Source organism: Cupriavidus sp. BIS7 (genome assembly GCF_000292345.1).
Classification (GTDB): domain Bacteria; phylum Pseudomonadota; class Gammaproteobacteria; order Burkholderiales; family Burkholderiaceae; genus Cupriavidus.
Map to the genome: position 1 here is coordinate 75,319 of NZ_ALOU01000047.1, position 22,477 is coordinate 97,795.

Genomic DNA, 22,477 nt, shown 5'->3' on the forward strand with positions numbered 1-22,477 from the left:
GGCCGTGACCGCCTCTGATTGGTGTCGATTCTAGGGGTCGCCTAAGCAAACCTGAACTGCGTTCCACCAGGCGAAACGGTCTAGCTGAGTCAGGGGAACAGGGCATGTGCTCGACGCCGCTGATGCAACTCGACGACACAGCAGCGCTGCTTGCGTGGTCGAGTTCGCGCTATATTTCAAAGCTAATGTGCGGACGGCTGAGACTTCAATCTTGGCCCCCTGGGACGCCGTTACACATAGAAGCGACCGCGCCCTTGCGAGTGGGCTGTCTTCCGCTCAATTTGCCGAAACTTTGGCGTCCTTGATGACTCCGCCCCACTTCTGTCGGTCGAGAACCAGAAATTCCCTGAACTTCTCGGGGGAGTCGCCGATGACTTCGATACCATCCTGACTTAGGTGCTGAGCCACCGCTGGCTGCTTCAATGCTTCTCGCGTATCACGAGAGAGCCGGGCCAAAACACTGGCAGGGGTTCCCTTCCGCGCGCAGAGCCCAATCCAAGCGACTGGCTCAAAAGAACTGATACCTTGCTCGGCAAAGGTCGGCACATTCGGTAGTGCCTCCAGCCGTCGAGATGCTGCGACGCCGAGAATGCGCAACTTCCCAGACCTTACGTAAGGCATCGAGCTAACGGGCTGGTCGAAGATTAACGAAACTTGGCCGCCGAGTAAGTCAGCCATGGCCTGCCCGCTCCCTTTATAGGGTACGTGGACCATGTCCACACCCGTGCGGAGCTTGAACATTTCACCGGCAAGATGCCCAGCGGTGCCGTTACCGGACGAGGCAAAATTCAGCTTGCCTGGATGTGCCTTAGCGTACGCCACCAGTTCCTTGACGTTGTGGACGGGCAACGACGCATTAACCAGTGCGATGTATGGCGTGTTCCCAATCAGGGTAACTGGCACGATTTCCGCTGGGTCGAACGGCATGCGCTGCAAGAACGGCTGAATCGACACCAGGCCCGTGGTGCACAGTAGTAACGTGTGACCGTCTGGCGGTGATTTCACCATTATGTCGGCTGCGATAGCGCCGCCGGCACCAGGTCTGCTATCCACAATCACCTGTTGACCAAGCGACTGGGACAGCTTGGGCGCAATGAGTCTCGCGATGATATCTGTCGAGCCGCCAGGAGCAAAACCTACCAGCAGACGAACAGGCTTCGTCGGATACGGCTCAACACAATGCCCCACAAGCGGCGCCGCAAGAACCATGGCCATACCTAGCCTGACGCCATGTCTCAATAAGTTGGTCATCATAGAGGCTCCAGAAAAGCAGCTGTGACTTCAATGAAGTGCACCCAACATCGTCCGTCCGCGACGTTATTCGGAACGTGAAAAAAGAGCAGGCCACCCTGAACGGCCGGCCTGCTTCAAACAGCGCTAACGTGCACCCGCACGAAGCACCCCGCCCCAGGAGAAGTCTTAGACGCGCTCAATAACCATCGCGATGCCTTGTCCGACCCCGATGCACATGGTGCAAAGGGCATATCGGCCACCAGTACGATGCAATTGGTACATGGCCGTGGTCACAAGGCGGGCGCCGCTCATTCCGAGCGGGTGGCCCAGTGCGATGGCGCCGCCGTTGGGGTTGACGCGCTTATCGTCGTCGGCAATTCCCAGTTCGCGCAGTACTGCCAGACCTTGCGCGGCGAAAGCTTCATTGAGTTCGATGACATCGATTTGGTCGAGCGTCATGCCGAGCTGCCTCATCAGCTTCTGGGTAGCCGGTGCCGGGCCGATACCCATCACACGCGGGGCCACACCGGCCGTGGCCATGCCGACGATGCGAGCGCGCGGTGTCAGGCCGTGTGTCTTGATAGCATCTTCATTGGCGAGCAGCAGCGCGCAAGCTCCGTCGTTCACGCCCGAAGCATTGCCGGCGGTCACGGTGCCGTCGGGGCGGACCACGCCGCGCAGCTTGGCCAGCGTTTCCAAGGTAGTGGCACGAGGATGCTCGTCGCGCTCGACCACGATAGCTTCGCCCTTCTTCTGCGGAATGGTGACCGCCGTGATTTCCTGCCCCAGCGTGCCGTCGGCTTGTGCGCGCGAAGCCTTCTCCTGGCTTCGCAGGGCCATCAGGTCCTGGTCCTCACGGTTGATTTTGTAGTCAGTGGCAACGTTCTCTGCCGTTTCCGGCATCGAGTCCACACCATAGGCCGCGCGCATTGCAGGGTTAATGAAGCGCCAGCCGATGGTTGTGTCGAAGATTTGAGCGTCACGTGCGAAAGCGCTGCTGGCCTTGCCCATGACAAACGGGGCGCGGCTCATGCTCTCAACGCCGCCGGCAATCATGAGCGAAGTCTCGCCCGACTTGATAGCTCTGGCCGCGATGCCAGTTGCGTCCATTCCCGAACCGCAGAGGCGGTTGACAGTGGAACCCGGCACAGACTGGGGAAGCCCGGCGAGCAGCAGCGACATGCGCGCAACATTCCGGTTGTCTTCACCTGCGTGGTTGGCATTACCGTAAATCACGTCATCGACCGCCGTCCAGTCCAACTGGGGATTGCGTGCCATCAGCGCCTTCAGTGGCACAGCCCCAAGGTCGTCCGCGCGCACGGCGGACAAGCTGCCGGCGTAGCGGCCGATAGGGGTACGAATGGCATCACAGATAAATGCTTCAGTCATGTTAGCGTCCACGAGTAAGTGAATTTGAGAATAGGGGCGGGTCGATTGCTTTACCCCAGGTAATTGGAATCGATGCGGCCATCTGCGGATTTGGTCACGACCGCGTCAGACTGTCGTGCTCCCGGGAAACGGCTTGCCCTCCGACAGACCGCCAAGTGGAGTACCTTCCACGGTCCTTCGAGTTCAGTTGGCTGCTCCATCTCTGCGAAGTGTTCCCCCAGGATGACCCCCGCCTCGATGGCAGAGGCAAGTATCAAAACTCTGCGACACGGCACGGCTTCCTCCGCCCACGTCTGGTAAAGCCCACGTAGGACTCGCCTGTATTGAGTATCACAACGCGTTGCATTGCGCGCTTCGCGGTGGGCTAGCGTCGTGACAGCCCGCACCTGCTCAAGAAGGGCGAAGTACTGCCGGTTCTTGGATGACTGCCCCTGCGGCATATGTCGAGTCACACCTTCGTCGAATGTGGCGGCTCCAGCGCAGTGCCGCCTGTGTCGACCACGTCGGTACGTGACCGGCGCCACGACCATTGACCGGGACGACCACTCTGGTCAATCAGCGAGCAACGCGCTCAAGTCCGCAGCCTTGAAGGCTGGCCCGACTACCTGCTTCAGTCGGGACATCTTCTCGTTGAGTGCATCGAGGCCTACGCGCCGAGCCCAGAACACCGGACCGCCCTGCCAACGCGGAAATCCATAGCCATTTGCAAGAACGACATCGACATCGCTCGCTCGGGTCGTCACACCTTCAGAAAGCAAATGGGCAGCTTCATTGACCATACTCAGCAAGACTCGCTCGACAATGTCTTCGTCCTTGAGCGTTTGAGCAGCCAGACCCTTCTGGCTCCGTGCCTCATCAATGAGTTGGTGAACGACCTGGTCTACCGATTTTCGGCCGCCAGTCTCATAGGCGTAGTACCCAGCCCCAGACTTCCGTCCAAGCCGACCCATATCGCAAAGCCGGTCGGGAATCGAGACGTACCGCGCCTCGGGGTCACGCAGATGAGCTCGGGCCTGTCGCATGCGCCATGCAATGTCGAGCCCCGACATGTCCGCCACTCCAAAGGGCCCCATTGCGAAGCCGAACTTTTCGAGCGCCGAGTCAATCTGGTTCGGGTAGGCACCGTCCTCCAACATCAGTTCGCATTGGTAGCGGTACGCCGCATAGATGCGGTTGCCGATGAAGCCAAAAGCGTTCCCTGTCAAGACGGGCATCTTGCGAAGGCGCTTGGCGACCGCAACGCCCGTGGCAATTGCTCGCTTCGAACTGCTCCTTCCGCGCACGACTTCGACCAACTTCATGACGTTGGCAGGGCTGAAAAAATGAAGCCCAATAACATCAGCAGGTCGGGACGTGGAGGCGGCAATCGCGTCCACGTCCAGGTAGGAAGTGTTTGAGGCCAGAATCGCACCTGGCTTCGCAAAGTGGTCTACCTGTGTGAAAACCTCTTGCTTGACGGCGAGGTCCTCAAACACCGCTTCGATTACAAGGTCGGCTTGCCCGAGTACCGCCCATTCCAGGCTCGACTCAAGCGCGGCCGTTCTCTTGTCAGCTTCGGCCTTTGCCAACTTTCCCTTGGACACTTGCGCTTCGTAGTGACCCTTGATTCGCTCTGTGCCACGGTTCAGCGCTTGCGCGTCCCGCTCGACCAGGACCACGCGAAAACCGCCGTCCAGGGCGGCGATTGCAATCCCAGAACCCATGGTTCCAGCACCAATCACGGCTACCAGACTGATTTCAGCGGGGTCGACACCGCGTAGCTCCGGATGCTTCAGCGCTTCACGTTCGGAGAAGAAAAGATGACGAAGTGCGAAAGCGTCGTTGGACATGCGCAGCTCAGTAAACACCGCGCGCTCCTTGGTCAGAGCGTCATCGACTGGCAGCGTTGCACTGAATTTGACTGCTTCAATTGCTGCTGCGACCTGAGGACGGCCCTTGCCTTGGCGCAGAGCGGCTGCTTCGGCGGCGGCAATCTCGGCGGTATCTGCCTCTGTTACCGGCATATCACGCAGCCTGCGCTTTCCGCCCATGTTGGCAGCGAAGCGGACAGCGCACTCCAGCAGGTCGCCATCCGCAATCGCATCTAGCACGCCGACCTTCAGCGCACCGGACGCAGGAACACGCTTCCCGCTACAGACCCATTCAATTGCTGCCGGAATTCCAATCAACCTCGGCAGGCGCTGCGTACCACCTGCACCCGGAATCATGCCAAGTGTTACCTCCGGAAGTCCCACTACGAGATTTTGGCTGCCCACCCTGGCGTCACATCCGAGTGCCAGCTCAAAGCCCCCGCCTAGCGCGGCGCCATGCAATGCGGCCACGACTGGCTTCTCGCATGTCTCGATAGCAGCGATGACCGCCGGCAGTTCAGGCCGCTCCAGTGGCTGGCCGAACTCACGAAGGTCCGAGCCCGCGATAAAGGTGTTGCCGGCACCTATCAGTACTCCGGCTACGAGGGACGGCACCGATGAAAGCGTCTCAATCGCTTCGAGTACGCCTTGGCGCACAGCCAGCGAGCCGGCGTTGACCGGGGGATTGTCAATAAAGATGGCCAGAACGTCGCCGATGCGTTCCGTACGGACTTGGGTGCTCATTGATTAGCTCCATTCGACAGTGCAGCAACCAGTTCGGGCACCACGGTGTTCAGGTCTCCCACCAAGCCGTAGTCGGCCACGGCGAAAATGGGAGCATCCGCATCCTTGTTGATGGCCACGATGACCTTAGAATCTTTCATGCCCGCCAGGTGTTGAATCGCGCCGGAGATGCCCACGGCAATGTAGAGCTGGGGCGCGACAATCTTGCCGGTCTGACCGACCTGGTAGTCGTTCGGCACGAAGCCGGCATCCACGGCGGCGCGCGAGGCACCAAGCGCGGCGTTTAACTTGTCGGCCAGCGGCGTCAGCACCTTGGTGTAATTCTCGCCCGAACCCACGCCACGGCCACCCGACACAACGACCTTCGCTGCGGCAAGTTCCGGGCGGTCGCTTTTGGCAACTTCGCGCGAAATAAACTGGGAGACACCCGTGTCGGCTACGGCAGGCACACTCTCGATAACAGCCGAGCCACCCACAGCAGCAGCGGCGTCGAACGCCGTGCCACGAACAGTGATGACCTTTACCTTGTCGGAGGACTTCACGGTGGCAATGGCGTTGCCGGCATAGATGGGGCGCTCGAAGGTATCCGGGGCGTCGACCTTGGTGACTTCGGAAATCTGTGCGACATCCAGCCTGGCGGCCACACGCGGCAGGATGTTCTTGCCATATGGGGTGGCCGGGGCCAGGATGTGCGAGTAGTTGGCGGCGATAGCCAAGGCCTGCTCGGCGATGTTCTCGGCCAGGCCATCACCGAGGTAAGCGGCGTCGGCCAGCAGTACCTTGCTCACGCCGGCGATTTTGGCGGCAGCGGCAGCGGCGGCAGCTGGGTTCGAGCCGGCCACCAGCACGTGGACGTCGCCACCGCATTGGGCGGCAGCCGTCACGGTGTTCAGCGTGGCGGCCTTAATGGATTGGTTGTCGTGTTCGGCAATGACGAGTGCAGTCATGTTCTATTCCCCCGCGCTCAGATAACTTTCGCTTCGTTCTTCAGCTTTTGGACCAGCGTAGCGACGTCCGGCACCATCACGCCAGCGCTGCGCTTCGGCGGCTCGACCACCTTCAGCGTCTGCAGGCGCGGGGTAACATCGACACCCAGGTCTTCCGGTTTCACAGTTTCCAGAGGCTTCTTCTTGGCCTTCATGATGTTCGGGAGCGTGACGTAGCGCGGCTCGTTCAGGCGCAGGTCGGTCGTCACCACAGCCGGCAGGTTTAGCGACAGGGTCTCGAGACCGCCGTCCACTTCACGCGTGACCGAGGCCTTGCCATCGGCCACTACGACCTTCGAAGCGAAGGTGGCTTGCGGCAGGCCGGCCAGCGCGGCCACCATCTGGCCGGTCTGGTTCGAGTCGTCATCAATCGCTTGCTTGCCCAGGATGACGAGCTGCGGCTGCTCCTTGTCGACTAGCGCCTTCAGCAATTTGGCCACGGCCAGCGGCTGCAGGTCTTGATTCGACTCCACCAGGATGCCTCGGTCGGCGCCGATGGCCATCGCGGTACGCAGCGTTTCCTGGCACTGGCTTGCGCCGCACGACACAGCGATGACCTCGGTCACAACGCCAGCCTCTTTGAGGCGCACCGCTTCCTCCATGGCGATTTCGTCGAACGGGTTCATGCTCATCTTGACATTGCCCAGGTCAACGCCTGTACCGTCGGACTTCACACGCACCTTGACGTTGTAGTCCACCACTCGTTTGACCGCGACGAGAGCTTTCATTCAAAACACTCCGAATAGATTCATATCCCACGAGGCCGCTTCAGCCCGGCCGGGTCTCAACGCCCACAGGAGGGGCGAAACATCTGCAGAGCACCTCAGCTAGAAGCGCCGGTTCAAGCCGCATCTTCACCCACAGCGAGGCAATGCAAAACTTCCAATTGAGCAACCAGACATAAGAAAATCTCATGCCTTCGTCGACTGGCGAGCCACCGAGACGCACAACTGATGTGCGATGGAGGGCATGGCGAGGGCCATAGGGGTCGATGAAGCGCTTCCCGGCGGGAAGGCGAAGGGACAAGCGTCGAAAGGCTGCGGCAACACCTTTCGTCGCAAGAGATGGTTGGCGGCTTCCATGAACTTCGGAGCCGCCTTGTAGCGAAAGCATCACCCGTTGAGCTGCTGCTGCGCGACAGTGCTCGGAGCTATTTGGGAACGCTCCTTTTCCGGGGTCAAATGGTTTCGCCTTCTTTCAGGAGTCCAGCCGCGCGAAGGGCCGCTGGCAGCCACTTTGAGGCAGTGTCGCCACGAGCAATTGCTTCCAGGCGCGCAGCTTCGTCAGCAACCTTCTTTGCTGCCAGCTCCAATGCTTCTGCGGCTTTGTGGCGCTCGATGACGACAACGCCATCAGCATCTCCGACCACAAGGTCGCCAGGACGCACGGATACACCGCCTGCGGAGATGGGGTGATTAATCCGCCCCGGAATGTACTTGGTGGGGCCTGCCGGATTAAAGCCCGCGCTGAACACTGGGAAGTTCAATTCCAGCAGTTCGGCTCGGTCACGAACGGCTGCATCGAGGACGACGCCGCCAAGCTTCAAATGCTTACAGGCACTCAGCATCAACGTTCCCATGAGCGCAGCGGTGCCGTCGCCTTTGCCATCGATGACAAGGATGTCGCCCGGCTTCGCCATGGCAATGGCCGCATGAATCATGAGGTTGTCTCCCGGCCGCACTTCCACGGTAAAGGCAGGGCCCGCCAATGCCATACGGTAGTCAACAGGTGCGACCCGGGCATGCATAGTACCGCGTCGCCCGGCGACATCGGCGAGGATGGCCGCTTGGTACGTCTTTGCCTTATCGACAATATCGCTCGAGACACGCTCAAAGGACTGAATGACGTCGGGATGGTTCATATGGTTCGGTGGTTCCAGAAGCTTCCCCCCACTACTTTCCCAAGAAGAGTGAATGCGGGGGGGAAGTAAAGAATTTCGATTGCTGACGACTAAGGTGGTTCGCCCTCGCGCCGTCTCAATGCCGTGCCATCAGCGGACGAGCAAGCTTGCGGCGGCGCTGATGCGCCGGCAGCCATCCTTCAGCGTTTCCATATCGGTGGCGAAGGACAAGCGGAAATGCGAGTTGACACCGTAAGCCGAGCCTTGCAGAACAGCCAGGTTCTGTGATGTCAGGAGCCAGTCGACCCAGTCATCGCTGTTCTGTATGACACCGCCGTCCGGGCGCCGAGCGCCGAACAAACCTGTGCAGGAAGCAAAGACGTAGAACGCGCCTTCCGGTGCGACGCATTCGATGCCTTCCACCTCGCTAAGCGCCGATATCACCGCATTGCGTCGCTGCTCGAAGACTTCGCGATTTGCGTGGACAAAGTCTTGCGGACCATCGAGTGCGGCAATCGCTGCTGCTTGCGCAATGGAATTTGCACCGGAGGTGCTTTGCGATTGCAGCTTAACCATGGCCTTCACTAGCGGAGCAGGGCCGCCTGCGAAGCCGATGCGCCAGCCGGTCATGGCATAAGCCTTCGACACGCCGTTGATTGTCAGCGTGCGCTCCTTCAGCGACGGCACCGCTTGCGCGAACGTCGCAAACGGCTCACTTCCGTACGTGAGGTGTTCGTAGATGTCATCCGTCATCACCCAAACGTGCGGATGCCGCCCCAGGACTTCGCCGAGGGCCACGAGCTCCGCCCTGCTATAAGAAGCGCCGCTCGGATTGTTGGGGGAGTTGAGAAGCAGCCAACGGGTGCGGGGCGTGATAGCGCGCTCCAAGTCTTCCGGTGCCAGTTTGAATCCGCTCTCCGGCTTGCAGTCTACGAAAACAGGCTGCCCACCCGCGAGCAGAACGATATCTGGGTATGACACCCAATACGGTGCCGGCACGATAACTTCATCGCCCTTTTGCACGGTGCAAAGAACCGCATTGAAAATCACCTGCTTGGCGCCGTTGCTGACAATTGTCTCCTGGGAGGAGTACTCGAGCTGGTTCTCACGCAGGAACTTGCGAGATACCGCTTCACGCAACGCCACCGTGCCGCCGACATCTGTGTATCGGGTCTTGCCTTCGGCCATTGCTCTGATTGCGGCTTCACGGATGTGTTCGGGGGTATCGAAGTCCGGCTCGCCGGCTGTTAGGCCGATTACGTCTCGTCCGGACGCTCGGAGTTCCCGGACCCGTTGTCCGGCCATGGAACTCGGTGACGGCTTGATTCGATTAAGTCTGTCTGCAATTTTGACCATGGTCTTTGGCTTGTATGGGAGATTCACTTTCGAGCACATACTTCCCGCAGCAGCAGGCAACGTCTGGCTCAAGACTGAGCGCGAGGCCTTACCTCACGCGTGGCGGATGTCAGCGACAAATTTTTTGGCGCGCGGATGCTCCGGCGAAGCGAAGAACTTGTCGGGCTTGTTGCACTCAAGAATCTCGCCTTTGTCCATGAAGATGACTCGGTCAGCCACTTCCCTGGCGAAATTCATCTCGTGCGTGACACAGACCATCGTCATCCCCTCGCCCGCAAGCTGCTTCATCACTTGCAGCACCTCCCCAATCATTTCTGGGTCTAACGCCGAGGTCGGCTCATCAAATAGCATGACTGGTGGACGCATCGCGAGCGCCCGCGCAATCGCTACACGTTGCTGCTGACCTCCGGACAGTTGAGTGGGATAGGCATCTGCCTTATGCGCGAGTCCGACCTTCTCCAGCAGCGCCATTGCACGGTCGCGCGCTTCGGCTTGCGGAAGCTTCAATACGTCCATTGGCGCCAACATGATGTTTCGAAGCACAGTCATGTGGGGAAACAGGTTGAACTGCTGGAACACGAAGCCAATCTCGCTGCGCAACCGATTGAGGTTGGCACTCTTCTGATGCACATCAGAGCCGTTGACCAGAATCTCACCGTTCTGGATTGCTTCCAGACGATTGATGGTACGAATCAGCGTCGACTTTCCTGAACCGGACGGACCGCACACCACCACCACTTCGCCCTTCCCGATGTTCTCGTTGACATTGTTCAAGGCGTGGTAATCGCCATACCACTTGTTGACATTCTTGAAGTGAATCATTGCGTTACTACTCCTGCCGGAATGGCGCTGGTCTTACGGACGGGCTTTCGATTCTCGAGTCGCTTTACCCCCAGGTTGAGGGAATAGCAGACGATGAAGTAGACGGCGGCGAGAATCAAATAGACCTGGAATGGCTTGTTCAACAACTGGCCGCTAACCTGATAGGCGGCATACGTCAGTTCGTTGACGCTGATGATGTATCCCAGAGACGTGTTCTTAATCAGGTTGATGAACTGATTCAGAATGCTGGGTGTCATGCTTCGCAACGCCTGAGGCAGGACGATGCGCCACAGAGTTAGCCCATACGACATACCGAGAGAGCGAGCTGCCTCTACATGTCCTCGCGGGACGGCCAAGATGCCGGCCCTGATGACCTCGCCCAAGAAAGCTGCCTCATAGACAACGAGCGCACAGATGACTGTCGTCAGGCCAGAAACACTACGGCCGACGAGCACCGGCACAATGAAGTAGGCCCAAAAGATGAGCATCAGCACGGGCAGCCCGCGCACTACCGTAGTGAACCCGGCCGCCGGAAGCGCGAACCATTTGACGGGACTTGTGCGTGCTACAGCGATGAGTACGGATGCCGGGAAGGCGAGAACAAGGCCCGCGATTGCCATGCACAGCGTAAGCGCGAGGCCGCCCAATGGTCCCTCCGGGAATTGGCCCAGCAGAAAAATCAGGCCGTATTCTTGAAGGATGTGAAGGATATCGCTCATCGTGCCCCCTTCGCTGCGGCACCCAAGCGGCTGTGCGCGTAGCTACCCAGCCCCATAATTAGGAATGAAATGCACAGGTAAAAGGCCGATGCAATCGCGAAGGCCTCAAACGTGTGGAAGGTCTCGTTCTCAACCTGCTTTGCCGCATATGTAGCCTCGGACACCCCGATGACCATGGCCAAGCTCGTTGACTTGAAAAGACTCAGGGATTGATTGATGAGGGGAGGGACCGAGACCCGTACCGCCTGGGGCAGGATGACTCGTCTGATGGCTTGTACATATGTCAGCCCCAACGCTCGAGCCGCCTCCATTTGCGTGAGAGGCAGGGAACGAATGCCACTGCGCAAGTCTTCTGACATGTAGGCCGCTGTGTTGAGCGCCAACGCAATCAACGCGAAGAGCAGTTCGCCGTTGTGAGCGTTGATTGCGGACTGCCACGACGCCGGAAGCACCTGGGAGATGCCGAAGTACCAGAAGAAAATCTGGACAAGACCTGGCACGTTTCGGTGGTAGCCAACAAAGGCCTCGCACAGCTTTTCAATTGGTCGAATGGGAGACGAACGCAAGGCGACGATGACTAATGCCAGGGCAAAGCCGCACACCCACGACGACAGGAATAGGAGGATGCTCCGAACCGCGCCCATGATGAACCAATGGACGTATGGCCCCTCGTTGAGGAACGAGAAATCTAGTGATTCCATGACAATACTCGGAAGGCCGGATGGAGCCGTCTCCGCCGTTGACGTCAGGGGCTCCCTCCGAAGGATTACTCGACGGCGGCAAGAGGCGTGAGCTTCTTCTCGCGCTTGATGTTGTAGGGAGTCTGGGGCCCCACCCACTTGTTCCACAGTGCATCCAGCTCGCCATCCTTCTCCATCTGGACGAGAGCGGCATTGACAGCGGCGAGCAGGGCCGGCTCGCCTTTCTTCACCCCCAAGGCGGTGGGCTCCCAGTGCAGTTGTCCATCAGCGAACCGCACCTTCCCTTCGGACTCATTTACGAAGCGAGACCCAGACATTTGAGCAATGGCGAAGGCTTGGCTCTTCCCCTGCTGCAAAGCCAGAAACGCTGTCGGCGCATCTTGATACGTGACCACCTCGGTCGACGTCAGCATGCGTCTGGCGTAGAGCTCCGGCGTCGACCCTTTGACGGTGCTGATTTTGATGTCCTTGGCCTGACTGACATCCTTGATTGGAGAGTTGGCCGGCACTACAAGCTTGATAGGAATTTGGTAGTGGATGTCCGAGAACGCTATCTGCCGTGCGCGTTCTTTGGTGTACCCGAGCGCTGCAGCCACTACGTCCACCCGACCAAGTGCCAGTTCGGGAATGCGTGCCTCCACGCTCAGGGGGCGGTGCTCCAGCTTGACTCCGAGATGCTTCGCGATAGCCGCGCAGGTGTCCACGTCGAAGCCGACAATCTGGCGCGTCTTCGGGTCTTGAAATCCAAGTGGCTGACTCGTCGACAGAGTGCCGCAAATCAGTGTGCCTCGAGCCTTGATATCTGCAAGCCGGTCAGCATAGGCCGAACCGGCCATCGCAAGGCCTATACCGAGGATTGCTGCGTGAAGATGCCGGGGGCGGGGAAGGTGGAACGCCATGGAACAACTCCTTTGTTGCGTTTTCATAATGCCATTATGATTTTTATATGCACGCATCGTGCCACAGCTGTTCCGCAGAGGCTCTAGGGGTTTCCTCTCATCTATAATGCCGTATGAGTCACTTTTATGCGCACCTTTGACTCTTTGTGCGTGTAAGCAGGCACCGTGGATGGGCGCCGTGCACCGGCTTGAGGCGAACAAAGCTCGATGCGCTCGTGAGTGGACCGACCGGCCGGTTCCTGGCCCGCTCGGCTCCAATGGACGCACCTTCCGCGCACGGAAAACGAGCAGGATGGGAAAGGGAGTCTTCTGGCGGGAAGGCCTTGCGGAGCGGCCTTTGGAGAATCAGCGGCTGGTCTGAGGAATCTCAGATGCTATGCAGCAGTGGGAAGCGGGCATGGCCAGCCTGCTCATCGTGTTCGCCCCATTCAAACTGGGGAGAACACGCGGTCGCGTTCGCGGCTCATCGGCGAATAGTCAAGGACAAGGCCGAGCTCTAGTGCAGGACCTTGGTCGCCATGGCAAATGGCGCGATGGAATCGAATCGGAACGGCGGCCACTATAGACCGGGCGTCGCTCTGGCTATAGGCAATGAGACGCTTGGCAATGAGGCGGCCTTGGAAATCACCCTCACACCGTTCAACGTGCGCACCCTCGCCAACTGAGTGGGGCGTCACGTCAGTACGTCTGCGCTGACGTCTATTACACGACGGTCGCGCCCAAGGTCTTCGACAAGCTTTTGGCAGCGTCCAAAAGCGTGGCCTGTGTGGACTTAACATCTGGGTCGAACCGCGCAACAGGACCCGAAATCGTCAAAGCACCCGCCAGCACATTCCCGTGGCGCAACACTGGCGCGGACATCGACGATGTTAGCTCGCGGCCTGCCGTGACCGGATTGACCTTGCTGGCAGAGGTGAACACGCAGTTGTCAGTGGACCATTCGAAAGCGCTTTGTTCCGAGAACACACGCAAGACTTGTGCGGTAGCCGTGTCGTCCATTGGCAGCCGGGTTCCCGGTGCCATACTGGCCTTCAAATGGTGAGGCGAGTCCTTGCGTAACAAGCAGATTCGACTGTCCCCTTCTCTGACATAGAACGACGAGCTCTCCTCTGTCTGTTGCGTGAGCGAATCCAGGACCGGCATCACTTGCTCTGAGAGGTTGAACGTGAGCTCATACCGGCAGCCAAGCTCGTACACGCGCGAGCCAAGTTGATATCGTCCATCCTGACGCTTCACGATGTAGTTCATCGGTTCCAGCGAAAGCATATAGCGCAGGATGACGCTCTTGAAGAGACCGGTCTCAGCCTCGAGGTCGGATAGCGTCAGCGGACCCTCGTGGCGCAGGAAGGCGTCCAAAATGGACAGTGTGCGGCCGACTGCGTTCACCGAACGGTCCACGTCTGTTGTCTTCTGCCTGGCCATGTGGCCTTCTCCTCCAGCTCCGGCGAGCCGGCCAGGGCTCACGCAGCAATTTTCATAAACCGAATATGTTACAGCAACGCCCGAAGCACCTGCCGCCGCTCTAGGATGTCGCGGATGCGCAAGACGGTTCCCTCCGTACATTTTTCATAATATCATTATGAAATCGTCGCGCAGGCCATCCCGTTGGTCGGGCAGCACAATGCCCGGCACTCATCTCATGAGCGCACCAAAGACCGCCACGCCGGGAGCCTTCCCGGCCCTGACCGAGCCACCTGTTCGGCGCTATCTCTATGGACAAACGGCTTCCGTCCTGGGCAGTTGGACTCAAAACATCACGCTTAACTTGCTGCTATGGGAGATGACACATGCAGCGTGGCAGCTTGGGCTTCTGAACTTCCTGCTGCAGGGTCCTTCGCTGCTCGTATCCCCACTTTTCGGCGCCCGACTGAGCCCAACAAGTGCGCGCAGCACGGCATTCCGAATACTCCTCTGCTCCTTGATAGTGGCCGCCATACTGGCTGCGACGCAATTCTTCGGGTTGCTCGGGCCAGCGATTGTCACTGCAGCCGCGCTCGTGTGCGGAATACTGGCGGCAATGGAAATGCCGACCAGGCAGCTCCTACTCACCACGACCCTCGAGGACAAGAGCTCACTCGGAAGCGTTATTGCTCTCAATACACTGGTGTTCAATGTGGGACGCATGATTGGTCCCGTCATCGCGGCATACCTTTTCATGCACGCTGGCGCCAGCAGTGGCTTCGCTCTGAACGTCATTGGACTGACGACGATGCTCGTATGTATTCGCTCGCTGCCAACCGACACGCGCCTCCAATCAGTCGCGGTCAAGAGCGGAGGATTGCGCCACGCCGTTGCCTATGCGCGTGCGGACAATCTTGCACGCCAATGTCTTCCCGCACTCGCCCTGCTGGGCCTTCTGGCTGGTTCATATCAAACACTCATTCCGGTCCTGTCACATCGATTTGGTGACGCGGCGCGATTTACAGGCGTTTTTTTCGGCTGCGCGGGCGCCGGCGCGATGCTGGCTGCGCTGTTGCTGTCCTCACACATCATGAACGCGCGCAGGGCGATGCAAGCCCATGGTGCCGCACAATGGCTCGCTGTCCTCGCGTTAGGCGTGATTTCGCTCGCAAGCACACCCTGGTTCGCAGGAGCCGGCTTTTGCGCGCTTGGCTTGTCACTGACCTTATTTGCAACTACTACCAACTCGACGCTTCAGCGAAACTGCCCTAGCGAACTGCGCGGTGGCATTGTGGGACTGTATGGGATGGCCTACCTCGGCACGATGCCCCTAGGCCATTTGTTGATGGGGAACGTTGCGAACCTGGTGGGCGAGCAAGCCGCCTTCGGTCTCATGTCCGTCAGTCTAGCGCTTAGTCTCGGAGCACTGCGCATATTTGGCCGACCTGCATCGGTGGAGCGCTAGGTAGCAAGAGCGAAGACTGTAAGGTTTGGAGCCGTTTTACCCCGACCCATGCTTGGTGCCAACTTCGAAGGAAGCGTGGCTCAGGGTGTCGCTCAAGGGTGGGCAAATTCTCGCCCTTGCTGATTAACGGCCCGCCAGAATCAAAACCTGCGCTACAACGCATTGGCCGTCTGAACTGCAAATACCCGCTTTCGGCGCTTGCCCTCTTGGATGCGCCAACGCCGTTCAAGAGGTCAAGCCTCTACCATTCACAAGACTTCCCGCGAATGGTAGAGAATCCTCAAGCCGATTAGTCCTGATAGCTCGGGTCAATACGGTTCAACTTACGCAGCATTGCAGGCCACTCCATGAGGCCGAATGGTCGGCGCGTGCCTGGCAAGTAGTTCTTGCGCGTATCCTCAACAATTTCCGAAGGCACGGTCGTCAGTTCCTTTCCGCAAGCCAGCGCGGCAAGCTGCGCCTTGCAAACCTGTTCAAAACGCTGCATTGCGTTGAATGCCTCGGCAGTGGTGCCCGTTGCAACGAGCAGACCATGGTTGCGCAGAACCAGGTAGTTTTCTTGCCCCATGTCGCGCAAGAGCGATGCTTTCTCCCGCTCGTCGAGCACGATGCCCTCAAAGTCGTGATACGCAACACCCGCGAAGCGCATCGAAGTTTGAGTCAGCGGCAGAATGCCACACGCCAGCGAGGATACCGCCATCCCCGCTACAGTATGTGTGTGGGCAACACAACCAACATCCGGTCGCGCCGCGTGAATCGCGCTGTGAATGACGTAGCCAGCGCGATTCACACCATACTTCAGGTCGCCGAAGTCAGGGCTGTAGAGAATCTCCCCGCTCTCATCCACTTTGATGAGCGACGAGGCAGTGATTTCCTCGTACAGCATGCCATACGGATTGATTAGGAACGCATTCTCGCCAGGCACCCGCGCGGAAATGTGGTTAGCGGTCAGGTCGGACAGACCATAGATATCAAACAGTCGGTAGCACGCGGCCAAATCCACACGCGCCTTCCACTCCTCTGCAGAGACTTTGTCTCGAAGCGATGGAAGCTGCAAATTGGATGCACCAGTCATATTGTTCTCCTAGCTATCGTATAGCTTACTTAACAGCGTTTCGTAGAAGCAGCCCATCACGCCAACGGACCAGGTTATCGAGGAAGATTTCCCCGACTTCTGCGTAGTGTCCCGTTGTATGACCAGCCGTATGGGGGGCGATAACTACCGTAGGAAGAGTCCACAACGCCGAATCTGGGCTTAATGGCTCTTTCTCGAATACATCCAGGAAGGCACCACCAAGGTGCCCTCGACGCAGAGCGCCAATTAGGTCGTTCTCGACCACGACTTCGCCGCGAGAAACATTCACCAGAATCGCTCCCGGCGGCAACAAAGCAATGGTGTTCCGGTTCATTAGCCCGCGCGTGGTGGGCGTCAAGGGGCAAGCAAGTACCACAACAGAAGCTTTCGGAAAAACGGTAGCGATATCCGCGAAGCTGACAGTCTGCGCCACCCCCTCTACTGGCTCTCGTGTCCTGCGTACGCCGATGACCTTCATGCCGATAGCACGCAGCAATCTGGCGACCTCCTGGCCGATAGGACCCATGCCGACAACGGCAGCGACTTGCCCTTTCAATTCGTTGGGTGCCCGCTCACCTAATAGTGGCTCCCAGCATTTCCGACGCTGCGCATCGACCAGCAACGGTAGCTTCCGTGCGATAGCTAGCACCCCCAGAAGCGCCATCTGTGCCACTGCGCCGGCGTTTGCACCAGAACCCGTCGTCACCATTACATTTCGCTTTTCCAACTCAGCGAAGATGGGGCGGTCGGCGCCAGCAGAGTGGGTCTGCAACCACGTAAGCCGTGGCGAAGCCCGCATGGCGCCGTAGAACTCGAGGAGCGTAGGCGCCAAATCTGTCTTGCCAGAGTTACCGGTCACATCGCGCGACAAGAATGCAATCTGCGCCTCGCCAGCGGCGCTGCTCTCGAGCGCCAACTTTGGCGTTATGAGCCTGTGCGGACGACTCGCCAGTACCTCGCTGATACGCGAGCCAAACGCTTCGATAGCAGCGCTCGACATCAAAAGCGTCAGTTCTTCTGTCGCCGTACCAATCTTGCCGTGCATACTCAGCGCCTTCCCTCTATGGCCGGAGAAAACCAGCGCAGTAGGAGCACATTAACTTCGTGCGGCCGTTCATACTGCACCCAATGACCGGCACCAGGAATCAAGCACCAATCGCTGCCATAGACATCCGCCGCGAGTCGCTGTGCAGCCTCGTACGGCTCAGCAGTCACGTCGTGTTCGCCCCATACAAGCAGTGTCGGCCCCTGGTAATCCTCCAACGCCGCTGCCAGAAAAGGATGCCGAGAAATCGCCTTGCTTCGAAATCTGGTGGCCTGGCAAGCTCGTTCATGGACTTCCATGGCAAGCGAGTCGATACTCGCATCGTCGTGCAGCATGAGTGCACGCAAGTTGTGCCGCAAAGCGCCCTTTGCTTCCACGGGGTCATCGACCCGCCAGTCACGCATTTCCAGGCTCTGTCGTCGAACGCCGCCGTGTCCAGCCGGGCCTAGCAATGCGAGCCTCTCCACATTGCCGCAGCGAGCTGCGACATTTGCAGCCACGAGACCTCCGAACGAGAAGCCAACCAGCAGGATTGGCTCATCCGAGCCAAAGAGCTCCTCGATACAGGCGCATACCGTCTTTACCAGCCGTTCAAACCGGTCAGTTGCGTGGGCCTCCCCGGGCAAGGCGTCTGAATCGCCAAAGCCGGGCAGGTCCGGCAGCCAGAGCGTATGGGAGCCCAGGAGCGCTTCGATATTCCGCACCCAATGCAACCAACTTCCGTGGCCCCCATGAATGAGTACAAGTGGCGGCCCGCTACCGAACCGCCGCCAAACGACTTCCTGCCCACAGACGTTGACTCTGTGTACTTCGCAGAGCGCTTCAATCCGAGCGATAACCTCGCTCGGGGTAGACGCTGAAGTCGGGAGTCGCTGCTTTGTCACGACCGCAGGACCAGTGCATCAACCGCAACGACGCCTTGCCCTTCCGGGAGCACCATCATCGGGTTAACTTCGGCTTCAGCAATACGGAGCTCGGGCTTCACTGCCAACTGAGACAATGCAGACACTGCCTGGGCCAAGGCTTCCAAGTCACCACGAGGACGACCACGGAGGCCAGACACCGTCTTCAGCGCCTTTACCTCGGCAATCATCTCCCGTGCGGTCTCGACACTCACAGGAGCCAGTCGGATGCTCCGGTCTCGGGCAACTTCTGCCCAGATGCCACCAGCAGCCAGCATGATGATGGAACCTGCTTCAGCATCAATACGATAGCCGACGAGTACTTCGGTGAGCCCCTTTGTCATGGGCTGCACGAGCACCTCTTCGCACCGCTTCTCCGGCGCACGCTCGGCCAGGTTGGTGCGCAGCGTTGCAAGGGCTGTTTCCAGACCAGCATGGTCTTGGATGCCCAAAACAACGCCCCCCACTTCCGTCTTATGGGGAATGTCTTCAGAGCAAACCTTGGCAACAACTGGGTAGCCAAAGCTGAGTTGCTTTGCCGGGCCCTGAAGTGGCATCGTCACGGCTGGGGCATGGGGCACGCCGACAGCATCAAGCACCTCATACGCCTGTGCTTCGCTGAGCGTCCGTACCGGCGCGTCCACGGCTTGGGCGGTAGGTTGCTCGCCGGGCGAGCGACGCGCAAAGAGGGCCGCAATCGCATCAGCGCAAGCCTCAGGCGAGCGGAAGCACGGCACTCCGGCTGCGGTCAGCGAGGCCAAGGCTTCCGGTGCGTCAGGCACCAGCATCGCTGCCAGAGGCTTGGCACTCAATGCACTGTCGAGGATGGGCTTCACGGCCAGTTGAGGTTGGAAGCGAGCGGATGAGCCCACCACCGCGAGGACCAGGTCGAACTCCGGCGCCTGGAACATGATGTCCAGCGCTCCCTTCATGACATTGTAGTTGGTGCCCGCAAGCGTCAGGTCCAGCACGCGACCGGCCGACACTGAGATGCCGGCAGCTTCGAACTTCGCCAGTGTTTCGGCCGAAGCGGGCTCGACCACGACGTCGCGGATACCCAGTTGGTCCACCGCCATGGCCGCGCCACCACCCGTCGTGGTGACCACGCCTACGCGCTTCGGTGCCGAAACACCGGAGAGCGGGATACGCTCAGCCAGCGGGAAGGTCTCAAGCAGCGCTTCGAGAATACCGACGCGGGCGATGCCGAGGTCCTTGAGGAAGGCGTCAGCAATATCGTCTTCACCGGCGAGTGCGCCAGTGTGTGTCGCAGCCATTTCAGCGGCTGCTGCCGAGCGACCCAGCTTGTAAGCGATAACCGGTTTGCCCCGCTTTGCCGCTTCGACGGCGAAGGCGCGCAGTTTGTCTCCGTGCCGCAAACTTTCCAGGAACAGCAAGTACCCACCAATGCCCGGGTCGTCGAGCGTGGCCGCACAGATTTCGCCGACGCAGAGGTCCGATTCGCCACCCACCGAAACCAGACCTGCAAAGCCAACGCCACGCGCCTTGCCGCGAGACACGAGCGAGCCAATCATGCTTCCGCTGTGCGAAGCTACAAACACTCTCCCTTGGGGCAGGTCCGGCTCGGCAAAGGCCGCGTTAGCCGTCAGCACCAGGCCTGCACGCGGATTTACCACACCCAGACTGCTCGGCCCCAGAATGCGCAGACCAGTCTTACGCGAGATGTCCGTCAGAGCCGCTTCCCGTGCAGCACCCTCAGGGCCGGACTCCGAGAAGCCGCTCGCCAGAATCGTCACCACCTTCACGCCGAGACCGGCGCATTCTTGCACTGCCTCGAGCACCGTGTTGGTTGGCGTGAGGATGAAGACATGCTCCGGTACTTCGGGCAGGTCTGCAAGGCTGGGATAGGCAGTCTCGCCCTGCACAGATTGCCGGTTGGGGTTAATCGGATAAATCTTCCCCGCGAAGCCCGCAGCGCGTAGGAACTTGAGCGGTCGGCCGGCCGTCTTGCCTGCATCATCCGATGCGCCGAAGAGTGCCACGCTGCGTGGAGCCAGCAGCGCCTGCGCAAGAGCAGCGTCAGGTTGAATGGTTGCGGTCGTATTCATGATTACTCGATTAATCCAACGTGACTTTGACAGTTTTGAAGACCTTCGCCATGTGGTCGACGTCCTTGTCGATATAGGCCTTGAATTCGGTGGCACTGCTGCCCACGAGCACCCCACCCTGTGCCTGGAGAGCGTCCTTCATCTCCTTCGACGTGGCGGCTTGCGCAACGGCCTTCTGAAGCTTTTCAAGGATTGGCTTCGGCGTGCCCGCCGGAGCGAACAAGCCGCTCCAGGAGTCGACATCGAATCCAGGCAGACCGGCCTCCTCCATGGTGGGCACGTTCGGCAGCGAAGGCAACCTCTTCGGTGCTGCCACAGCAATCGGACGTACCTGGCCACCCTTGAGATACGGCATCGCCGATATAGCCGTCATGAAGGCCATTGACACATTGCCGGCAATCAGGTCGGTCACGACGGCGGATGCACCCTTGTACGGGACATGAATAAGGTTGAGTCCAGCCTGCTGCTTCAGCAACTCACCTGCGTAGTGCTGCGTGCCACCGTTGCCGGTGGAGGCAAACGACAGCTTGCCGGGCTCCTTCTTCGCAAGTGCGATGAGTTCCTTCAGGTTGTGCGCCTGCAGCGTCGGGCTCACCGCCAGAATCACCGGTGCTGACATGACCTGGGAAATCGGCTCAAAGCTCGTCTTGACGTTCCATTTCAGATTCTTGTAGACGAATCCGTTGGAAGCAATCGGTGCTGCCGCGAAAAGCAGGGTGTAGCCATCCGGCTTCGCGGAAGCGACCGCCTCGGATGCGATATTCGAACCCGCCCCCGGCTTGTTTTCCACTACGAAGGACTGTCCCAGCGACGTCGACAGTTGCTTTGCCAAGAGGCGAGCGACTACGTCAGTCGGACCACCGGCCTGGTAGCCAACGAGCAGCCGGACAGGACGGTTCGGATAGTCGGCCGGGGTCTCCGCCGCTGCCGCGCCCCAAGCCAGTGCCAACACAACGGGGGCGACGAATTTGAAAGCGAAATTCAACTTCATTTTTTCAATCCAACGATAGCTTGATAGAACGCGCAAAGGCGGTGCCCTGCGTAACTTCCTTCTTCAGGTAAGCCGAGAACTCCTCAGGGGTACTGCCAACAACAGTCGCCCCCTGTTCCTCGAACGATTTACGTACGTCCGGTTGCTCAAGGATTTTCCGCACTTCCCGACCTAATTTTTCGACGATTTCCTTTGGCGTACCGGCAGGAGCAAACAGTCCATTCCAGGAATCGAGCTCTACCCCTTGCACGCCAGCCTCGGCCATCGTTGGCACGTTCGGCAGTTGAGGAATGCGGCGGTTGGAAGTTACGCCAAGCGGTAGCAGCTTGCCGCTCTTGAAGTAGGGCATCGCACTGAGCACGGTCATGAAATACATGTCCGTTTCGCCGCCCAGCACTGCAGTCACCGCCGGTCCACTTCCTTTGTAGGGAACGTGCAGCAAGTCGATGCTCGCCTTGCTCTTGAACAGTTCACCCGCGATATGAGGCACCGACCCCGGGCCAGACGAGGCGAACGTGTACTTGCCCGGCTCTTTCTTGGCCTTTGCAACGAGTTCCGAAACCGTCTTGACTTGGACCTTCGGATTGATGGCAAGAACAGCCGGAGCTGACATCAGGCGCGAAATCGGCTCAAAGCTCTTTAGCGCGTCGTAACGAATGTTCTTGTAGAGAACGCTGTTCCACGTAAGCTGTGATGCGGCAATCATCAGCGTGTAGCCATCAGCCGGACTCTGCGCAAGCATTTCGGAGGCGACGTTCGACCCAGCACCTGGCTTGTTATCCACGATGAATGACTGCCCCATGGATGCTTGCAGCTTCGCTGCAATGAGCCGAGCTGTCAGGTCAGTGGGCCCTCCCGCCGGATACCCGACAAGAATACGGACAGGTTTGTTGGGATATGAGCTGACGCTGGGTTGTGCCTGGCTTAGCGCTGGCATGAGCGAAGCGGCCATCACCAGCGCTGTAGCGCTGCCGATTTTTGCAAACATATGAT

General features: G+C 59.2%; 19 protein-coding genes. 1 reads left to right on the top strand and 18 read right to left on the bottom strand.

The annotated features are described in order from the left end of the window. Nucleotides 1-276: 276 nt before the first annotated feature. From B552_RS0116815 to B552_RS0116885, 12 genes are all read right to left on the bottom strand, one after another. Nucleotides 277-1,254: a tripartite tricarboxylate transporter substrate binding protein gene (locus B552_RS0116815; protein ID WP_019450211.1), complete on the bottom strand. Its 978-nt coding sequence runs from the start codon at nt 1,252-1,254 to the stop codon at nt 277-279. 165 nt (nt 1,255-1,419) lie between these two features. Beyond that, complete coding sequence (pcaF, locus tag B552_RS0116820; RefSeq protein WP_019450212.1) at nt 1,420-2,622, bottom strand: 3-oxoadipyl-CoA thiolase; 1,203 nt, start codon at nt 2,620-2,622, stop codon at nt 1,420-1,422. Nucleotides 2,623-3,173: 551 nt separating this feature from the next. Beyond that, complete coding sequence (locus tag B552_RS0116830; protein ID WP_019450214.1) at nt 3,174-5,216, bottom strand: 3-hydroxyacyl-CoA dehydrogenase NAD-binding domain-containing protein; 2,043 nt, start codon at nt 5,214-5,216, stop codon at nt 3,174-3,176. After that, complete coding sequence (locus tag B552_RS0116835) at nt 5,213-6,163, bottom strand: FAD-binding protein (protein WP_019450215.1); 951 nt, start codon at nt 6,161-6,163, stop codon at nt 5,213-5,215. The genes B552_RS0116830 and B552_RS0116835 overlap by 4 nt, the downstream gene beginning before the upstream one ends. Nucleotides 6,164-6,180: 17 nt before the next feature. Further along, nucleotides 6,181-6,930: an electron transfer flavoprotein subunit beta/FixA family protein gene (locus tag B552_RS0116840; protein ID WP_019450216.1), complete on the bottom strand. Its 750-nt coding sequence runs from the start codon at nt 6,928-6,930 to the stop codon at nt 6,181-6,183. Nucleotides 6,931-7,379: 449 nt separating this feature from the next. After that, nucleotides 7,380-8,063 (bottom strand): diguanylate cyclase, encoded by a 684-nt coding sequence (locus tag B552_RS0116850; protein WP_019450218.1) that lies wholly within the window; start codon nt 8,061-8,063, stop codon nt 7,380-7,382. A 129-nt stretch (nt 8,064-8,192) separates the two neighbouring features. Beyond that, nucleotides 8,193-9,398, bottom strand: a complete 1,206-nt coding sequence (locus B552_RS0116855) for a pyridoxal phosphate-dependent aminotransferase (protein WP_026035749.1) — start codon at nt 9,396-9,398, stop codon at nt 8,193-8,195. 93 nt (nt 9,399-9,491) lie between these two features. Then, the gene (locus tag B552_RS0116860; RefSeq protein ID WP_019450220.1) at nt 9,492-10,220 is read right to left on the bottom strand and encodes an amino acid ABC transporter ATP-binding protein; all 729 of its coding nucleotides are present in this window, start codon (nt 10,218-10,220) and stop codon (nt 9,492-9,494) included. After that, nucleotides 10,217-10,930, bottom strand: a complete 714-nt coding sequence (locus tag B552_RS0116865; protein WP_202802750.1) for an amino acid ABC transporter permease — start codon at nt 10,928-10,930, stop codon at nt 10,217-10,219. Before B552_RS0116865 ends, B552_RS0116860 begins: the two co-directional genes overlap by 4 nt. Before the next feature lie 5 nt (nt 10,931-10,935). Further along, complete coding sequence (locus B552_RS0116870; RefSeq protein WP_019450222.1) at nt 10,936-11,640, bottom strand: amino acid ABC transporter permease; 705 nt, start codon at nt 11,638-11,640, stop codon at nt 10,936-10,938. 65 nt (nt 11,641-11,705) lie between these two features. Then, nucleotides 11,706-12,539: an ABC transporter substrate-binding protein gene (locus B552_RS0116875; RefSeq protein WP_019450223.1), complete on the bottom strand. Its 834-nt coding sequence runs from the start codon at nt 12,537-12,539 to the stop codon at nt 11,706-11,708. 702 nt (nt 12,540-13,241) lie between these two features. Next, the gene (locus B552_RS0116885) at nt 13,242-13,961 is read right to left on the bottom strand and encodes an IclR family transcriptional regulator (protein WP_019450225.1); all 720 of its coding nucleotides are present in this window, start codon (nt 13,959-13,961) and stop codon (nt 13,242-13,244) included. A gap of 217 nt (nt 13,962-14,178) precedes the next feature. On the opposite strand from B552_RS0116885, the gene B552_RS0116890 reads away from it, so the two are divergent. After that, on the top strand, nt 14,179-15,405 hold the full coding sequence (locus B552_RS0116890) for an MFS transporter (protein WP_019450226.1): 1,227 nt from the start codon (nt 14,179-14,181) through the stop codon (nt 15,403-15,405). Nucleotides 15,406-15,694: 289 nt separating this feature from the next. On the opposite strand, the gene B552_RS0116895 is transcribed toward B552_RS0116890, so the two are convergent. Genes B552_RS0116895 through B552_RS0116920 form a run of 6 tightly spaced genes read right to left on the bottom strand, consistent with a single transcriptional unit; the run spans nt 15,695 to nt 22,472 of the window. Continuing rightward, nucleotides 15,695-16,480, bottom strand: a complete 786-nt coding sequence (locus B552_RS0116895) for a class II aldolase/adducin family protein (RefSeq protein WP_019450227.1) — start codon at nt 16,478-16,480, stop codon at nt 15,695-15,697. A gap of 25 nt (nt 16,481-16,505) precedes the next feature. Further along, nucleotides 16,506-17,525, bottom strand: a complete 1,020-nt coding sequence (locus B552_RS0116900) for a D-2-hydroxyacid dehydrogenase (RefSeq protein ID WP_019450228.1) — start codon at nt 17,523-17,525, stop codon at nt 16,506-16,508. A 2-nt stretch (nt 17,526-17,527) separates the two neighbouring features. After that, nucleotides 17,528-18,409 (bottom strand): alpha/beta fold hydrolase, encoded by an 882-nt coding sequence (locus B552_RS0116905; RefSeq protein ID WP_035879954.1) that lies wholly within the window; start codon nt 18,407-18,409, stop codon nt 17,528-17,530. After that, on the bottom strand, nt 18,406-20,493 hold the full coding sequence (locus tag B552_RS0116910) for an acetate--CoA ligase family protein (protein ID WP_019450230.1): 2,088 nt from the start codon (nt 20,491-20,493) through the stop codon (nt 18,406-18,408). The genes B552_RS0116905 and B552_RS0116910 overlap by 4 nt, the downstream gene beginning before the upstream one ends. A 10-nt stretch (nt 20,494-20,503) precedes the next feature. After that, the gene (locus B552_RS0116915) at nt 20,504-21,484 is read right to left on the bottom strand and encodes a tripartite tricarboxylate transporter substrate binding protein (protein ID WP_019450231.1); all 981 of its coding nucleotides are present in this window, start codon (nt 21,482-21,484) and stop codon (nt 20,504-20,506) included. 4 nt (nt 21,485-21,488) lie between these two features. Further along, nucleotides 21,489-22,472, bottom strand: a complete 984-nt coding sequence (locus B552_RS0116920) for a tripartite tricarboxylate transporter substrate binding protein (protein WP_019450232.1) — start codon at nt 22,470-22,472, stop codon at nt 21,489-21,491. Nucleotides 22,473-22,477 lie beyond the last annotated feature (5 nt).

What these genes read in the sequence shown, in the direction of transcription:
- B552_RS0116815 (WP_019450211.1), bottom strand. Translation starts at nt 1,254, where the DNA reads ATGATGACCAACTTATTGAGACATGGCGTCAGGCTAGGTATGGCCATG.
- pcaF (WP_019450212.1), bottom strand. Translation starts at nt 2,622, where the DNA reads ATGACTGAAGCATTTATCTGTGATGCCATTCGTACCCCTATCGGCCGC.
- B552_RS0116830 (WP_019450214.1), bottom strand. Translation starts at nt 5,216, where the DNA reads ATGAGCACCCAAGTCCGTACGGAACGCATCGGCGACGTTCTGGCCATC.
- B552_RS0116835 (WP_019450215.1), bottom strand. Translation starts at nt 6,163, where the DNA reads ATGACTGCACTCGTCATTGCCGAACACGACAACCAATCCATTAAGGCC.
- B552_RS0116840 (WP_019450216.1), bottom strand. Translation starts at nt 6,930, where the DNA reads ATGAAAGCTCTCGTCGCGGTCAAACGAGTGGTGGACTACAACGTCAAG.
- B552_RS0116850 (WP_019450218.1), bottom strand. Translation starts at nt 8,063, where the DNA reads ATGAACCATCCCGACGTCATTCAGTCCTTTGAGCGTGTCTCGAGCGAT.
- B552_RS0116855 (WP_026035749.1), bottom strand. Translation starts at nt 9,398, where the DNA reads ATGGTCAAAATTGCAGACAGACTTAATCGAATCAAGCCGTCACCGAGT.
- B552_RS0116860 (WP_019450220.1), bottom strand. Translation starts at nt 10,220, where the DNA reads ATGATTCACTTCAAGAATGTCAACAAGTGGTATGGCGATTACCACGCC.
- B552_RS0116870 (WP_019450222.1), bottom strand. Translation starts at nt 11,640, where the DNA reads ATGGAATCACTAGATTTCTCGTTCCTCAACGAGGGGCCATACGTCCAT.
- B552_RS0116875 (WP_019450223.1), bottom strand. Translation starts at nt 12,539, where the DNA reads ATGGCGTTCCACCTTCCCCGCCCCCGGCATCTTCACGCAGCAATCCTC.
- B552_RS0116885 (WP_019450225.1), bottom strand. Translation starts at nt 13,961, where the DNA reads ATGGCCAGGCAGAAGACAACAGACGTGGACCGTTCGGTGAACGCAGTC.
- B552_RS0116890 (WP_019450226.1), top strand. Translation starts at nt 14,179, where the DNA reads ATGAGCGCACCAAAGACCGCCACGCCGGGAGCCTTCCCGGCCCTGACC.
- B552_RS0116895 (WP_019450227.1), bottom strand. Translation starts at nt 16,480, where the DNA reads ATGACTGGTGCATCCAATTTGCAGCTTCCATCGCTTCGAGACAAAGTC.
- B552_RS0116900 (WP_019450228.1), bottom strand. Translation starts at nt 17,525, where the DNA reads ATGCACGGCAAGATTGGTACGGCGACAGAAGAACTGACGCTTTTGATG.
- B552_RS0116910 (WP_019450230.1), bottom strand. Translation starts at nt 20,493, where the DNA reads ATGAATACGACCGCAACCATTCAACCTGACGCTGCTCTTGCGCAGGCG.
- B552_RS0116915 (WP_019450231.1), bottom strand. Translation starts at nt 21,484, where the DNA reads ATGAAGTTGAATTTCGCTTTCAAATTCGTCGCCCCCGTTGTGTTGGCA.
- B552_RS0116920 (WP_019450232.1), bottom strand. Translation starts at nt 22,472, where the DNA reads ATGTTTGCAAAAATCGGCAGCGCTACAGCGCTGGTGATGGCCGCTTCG.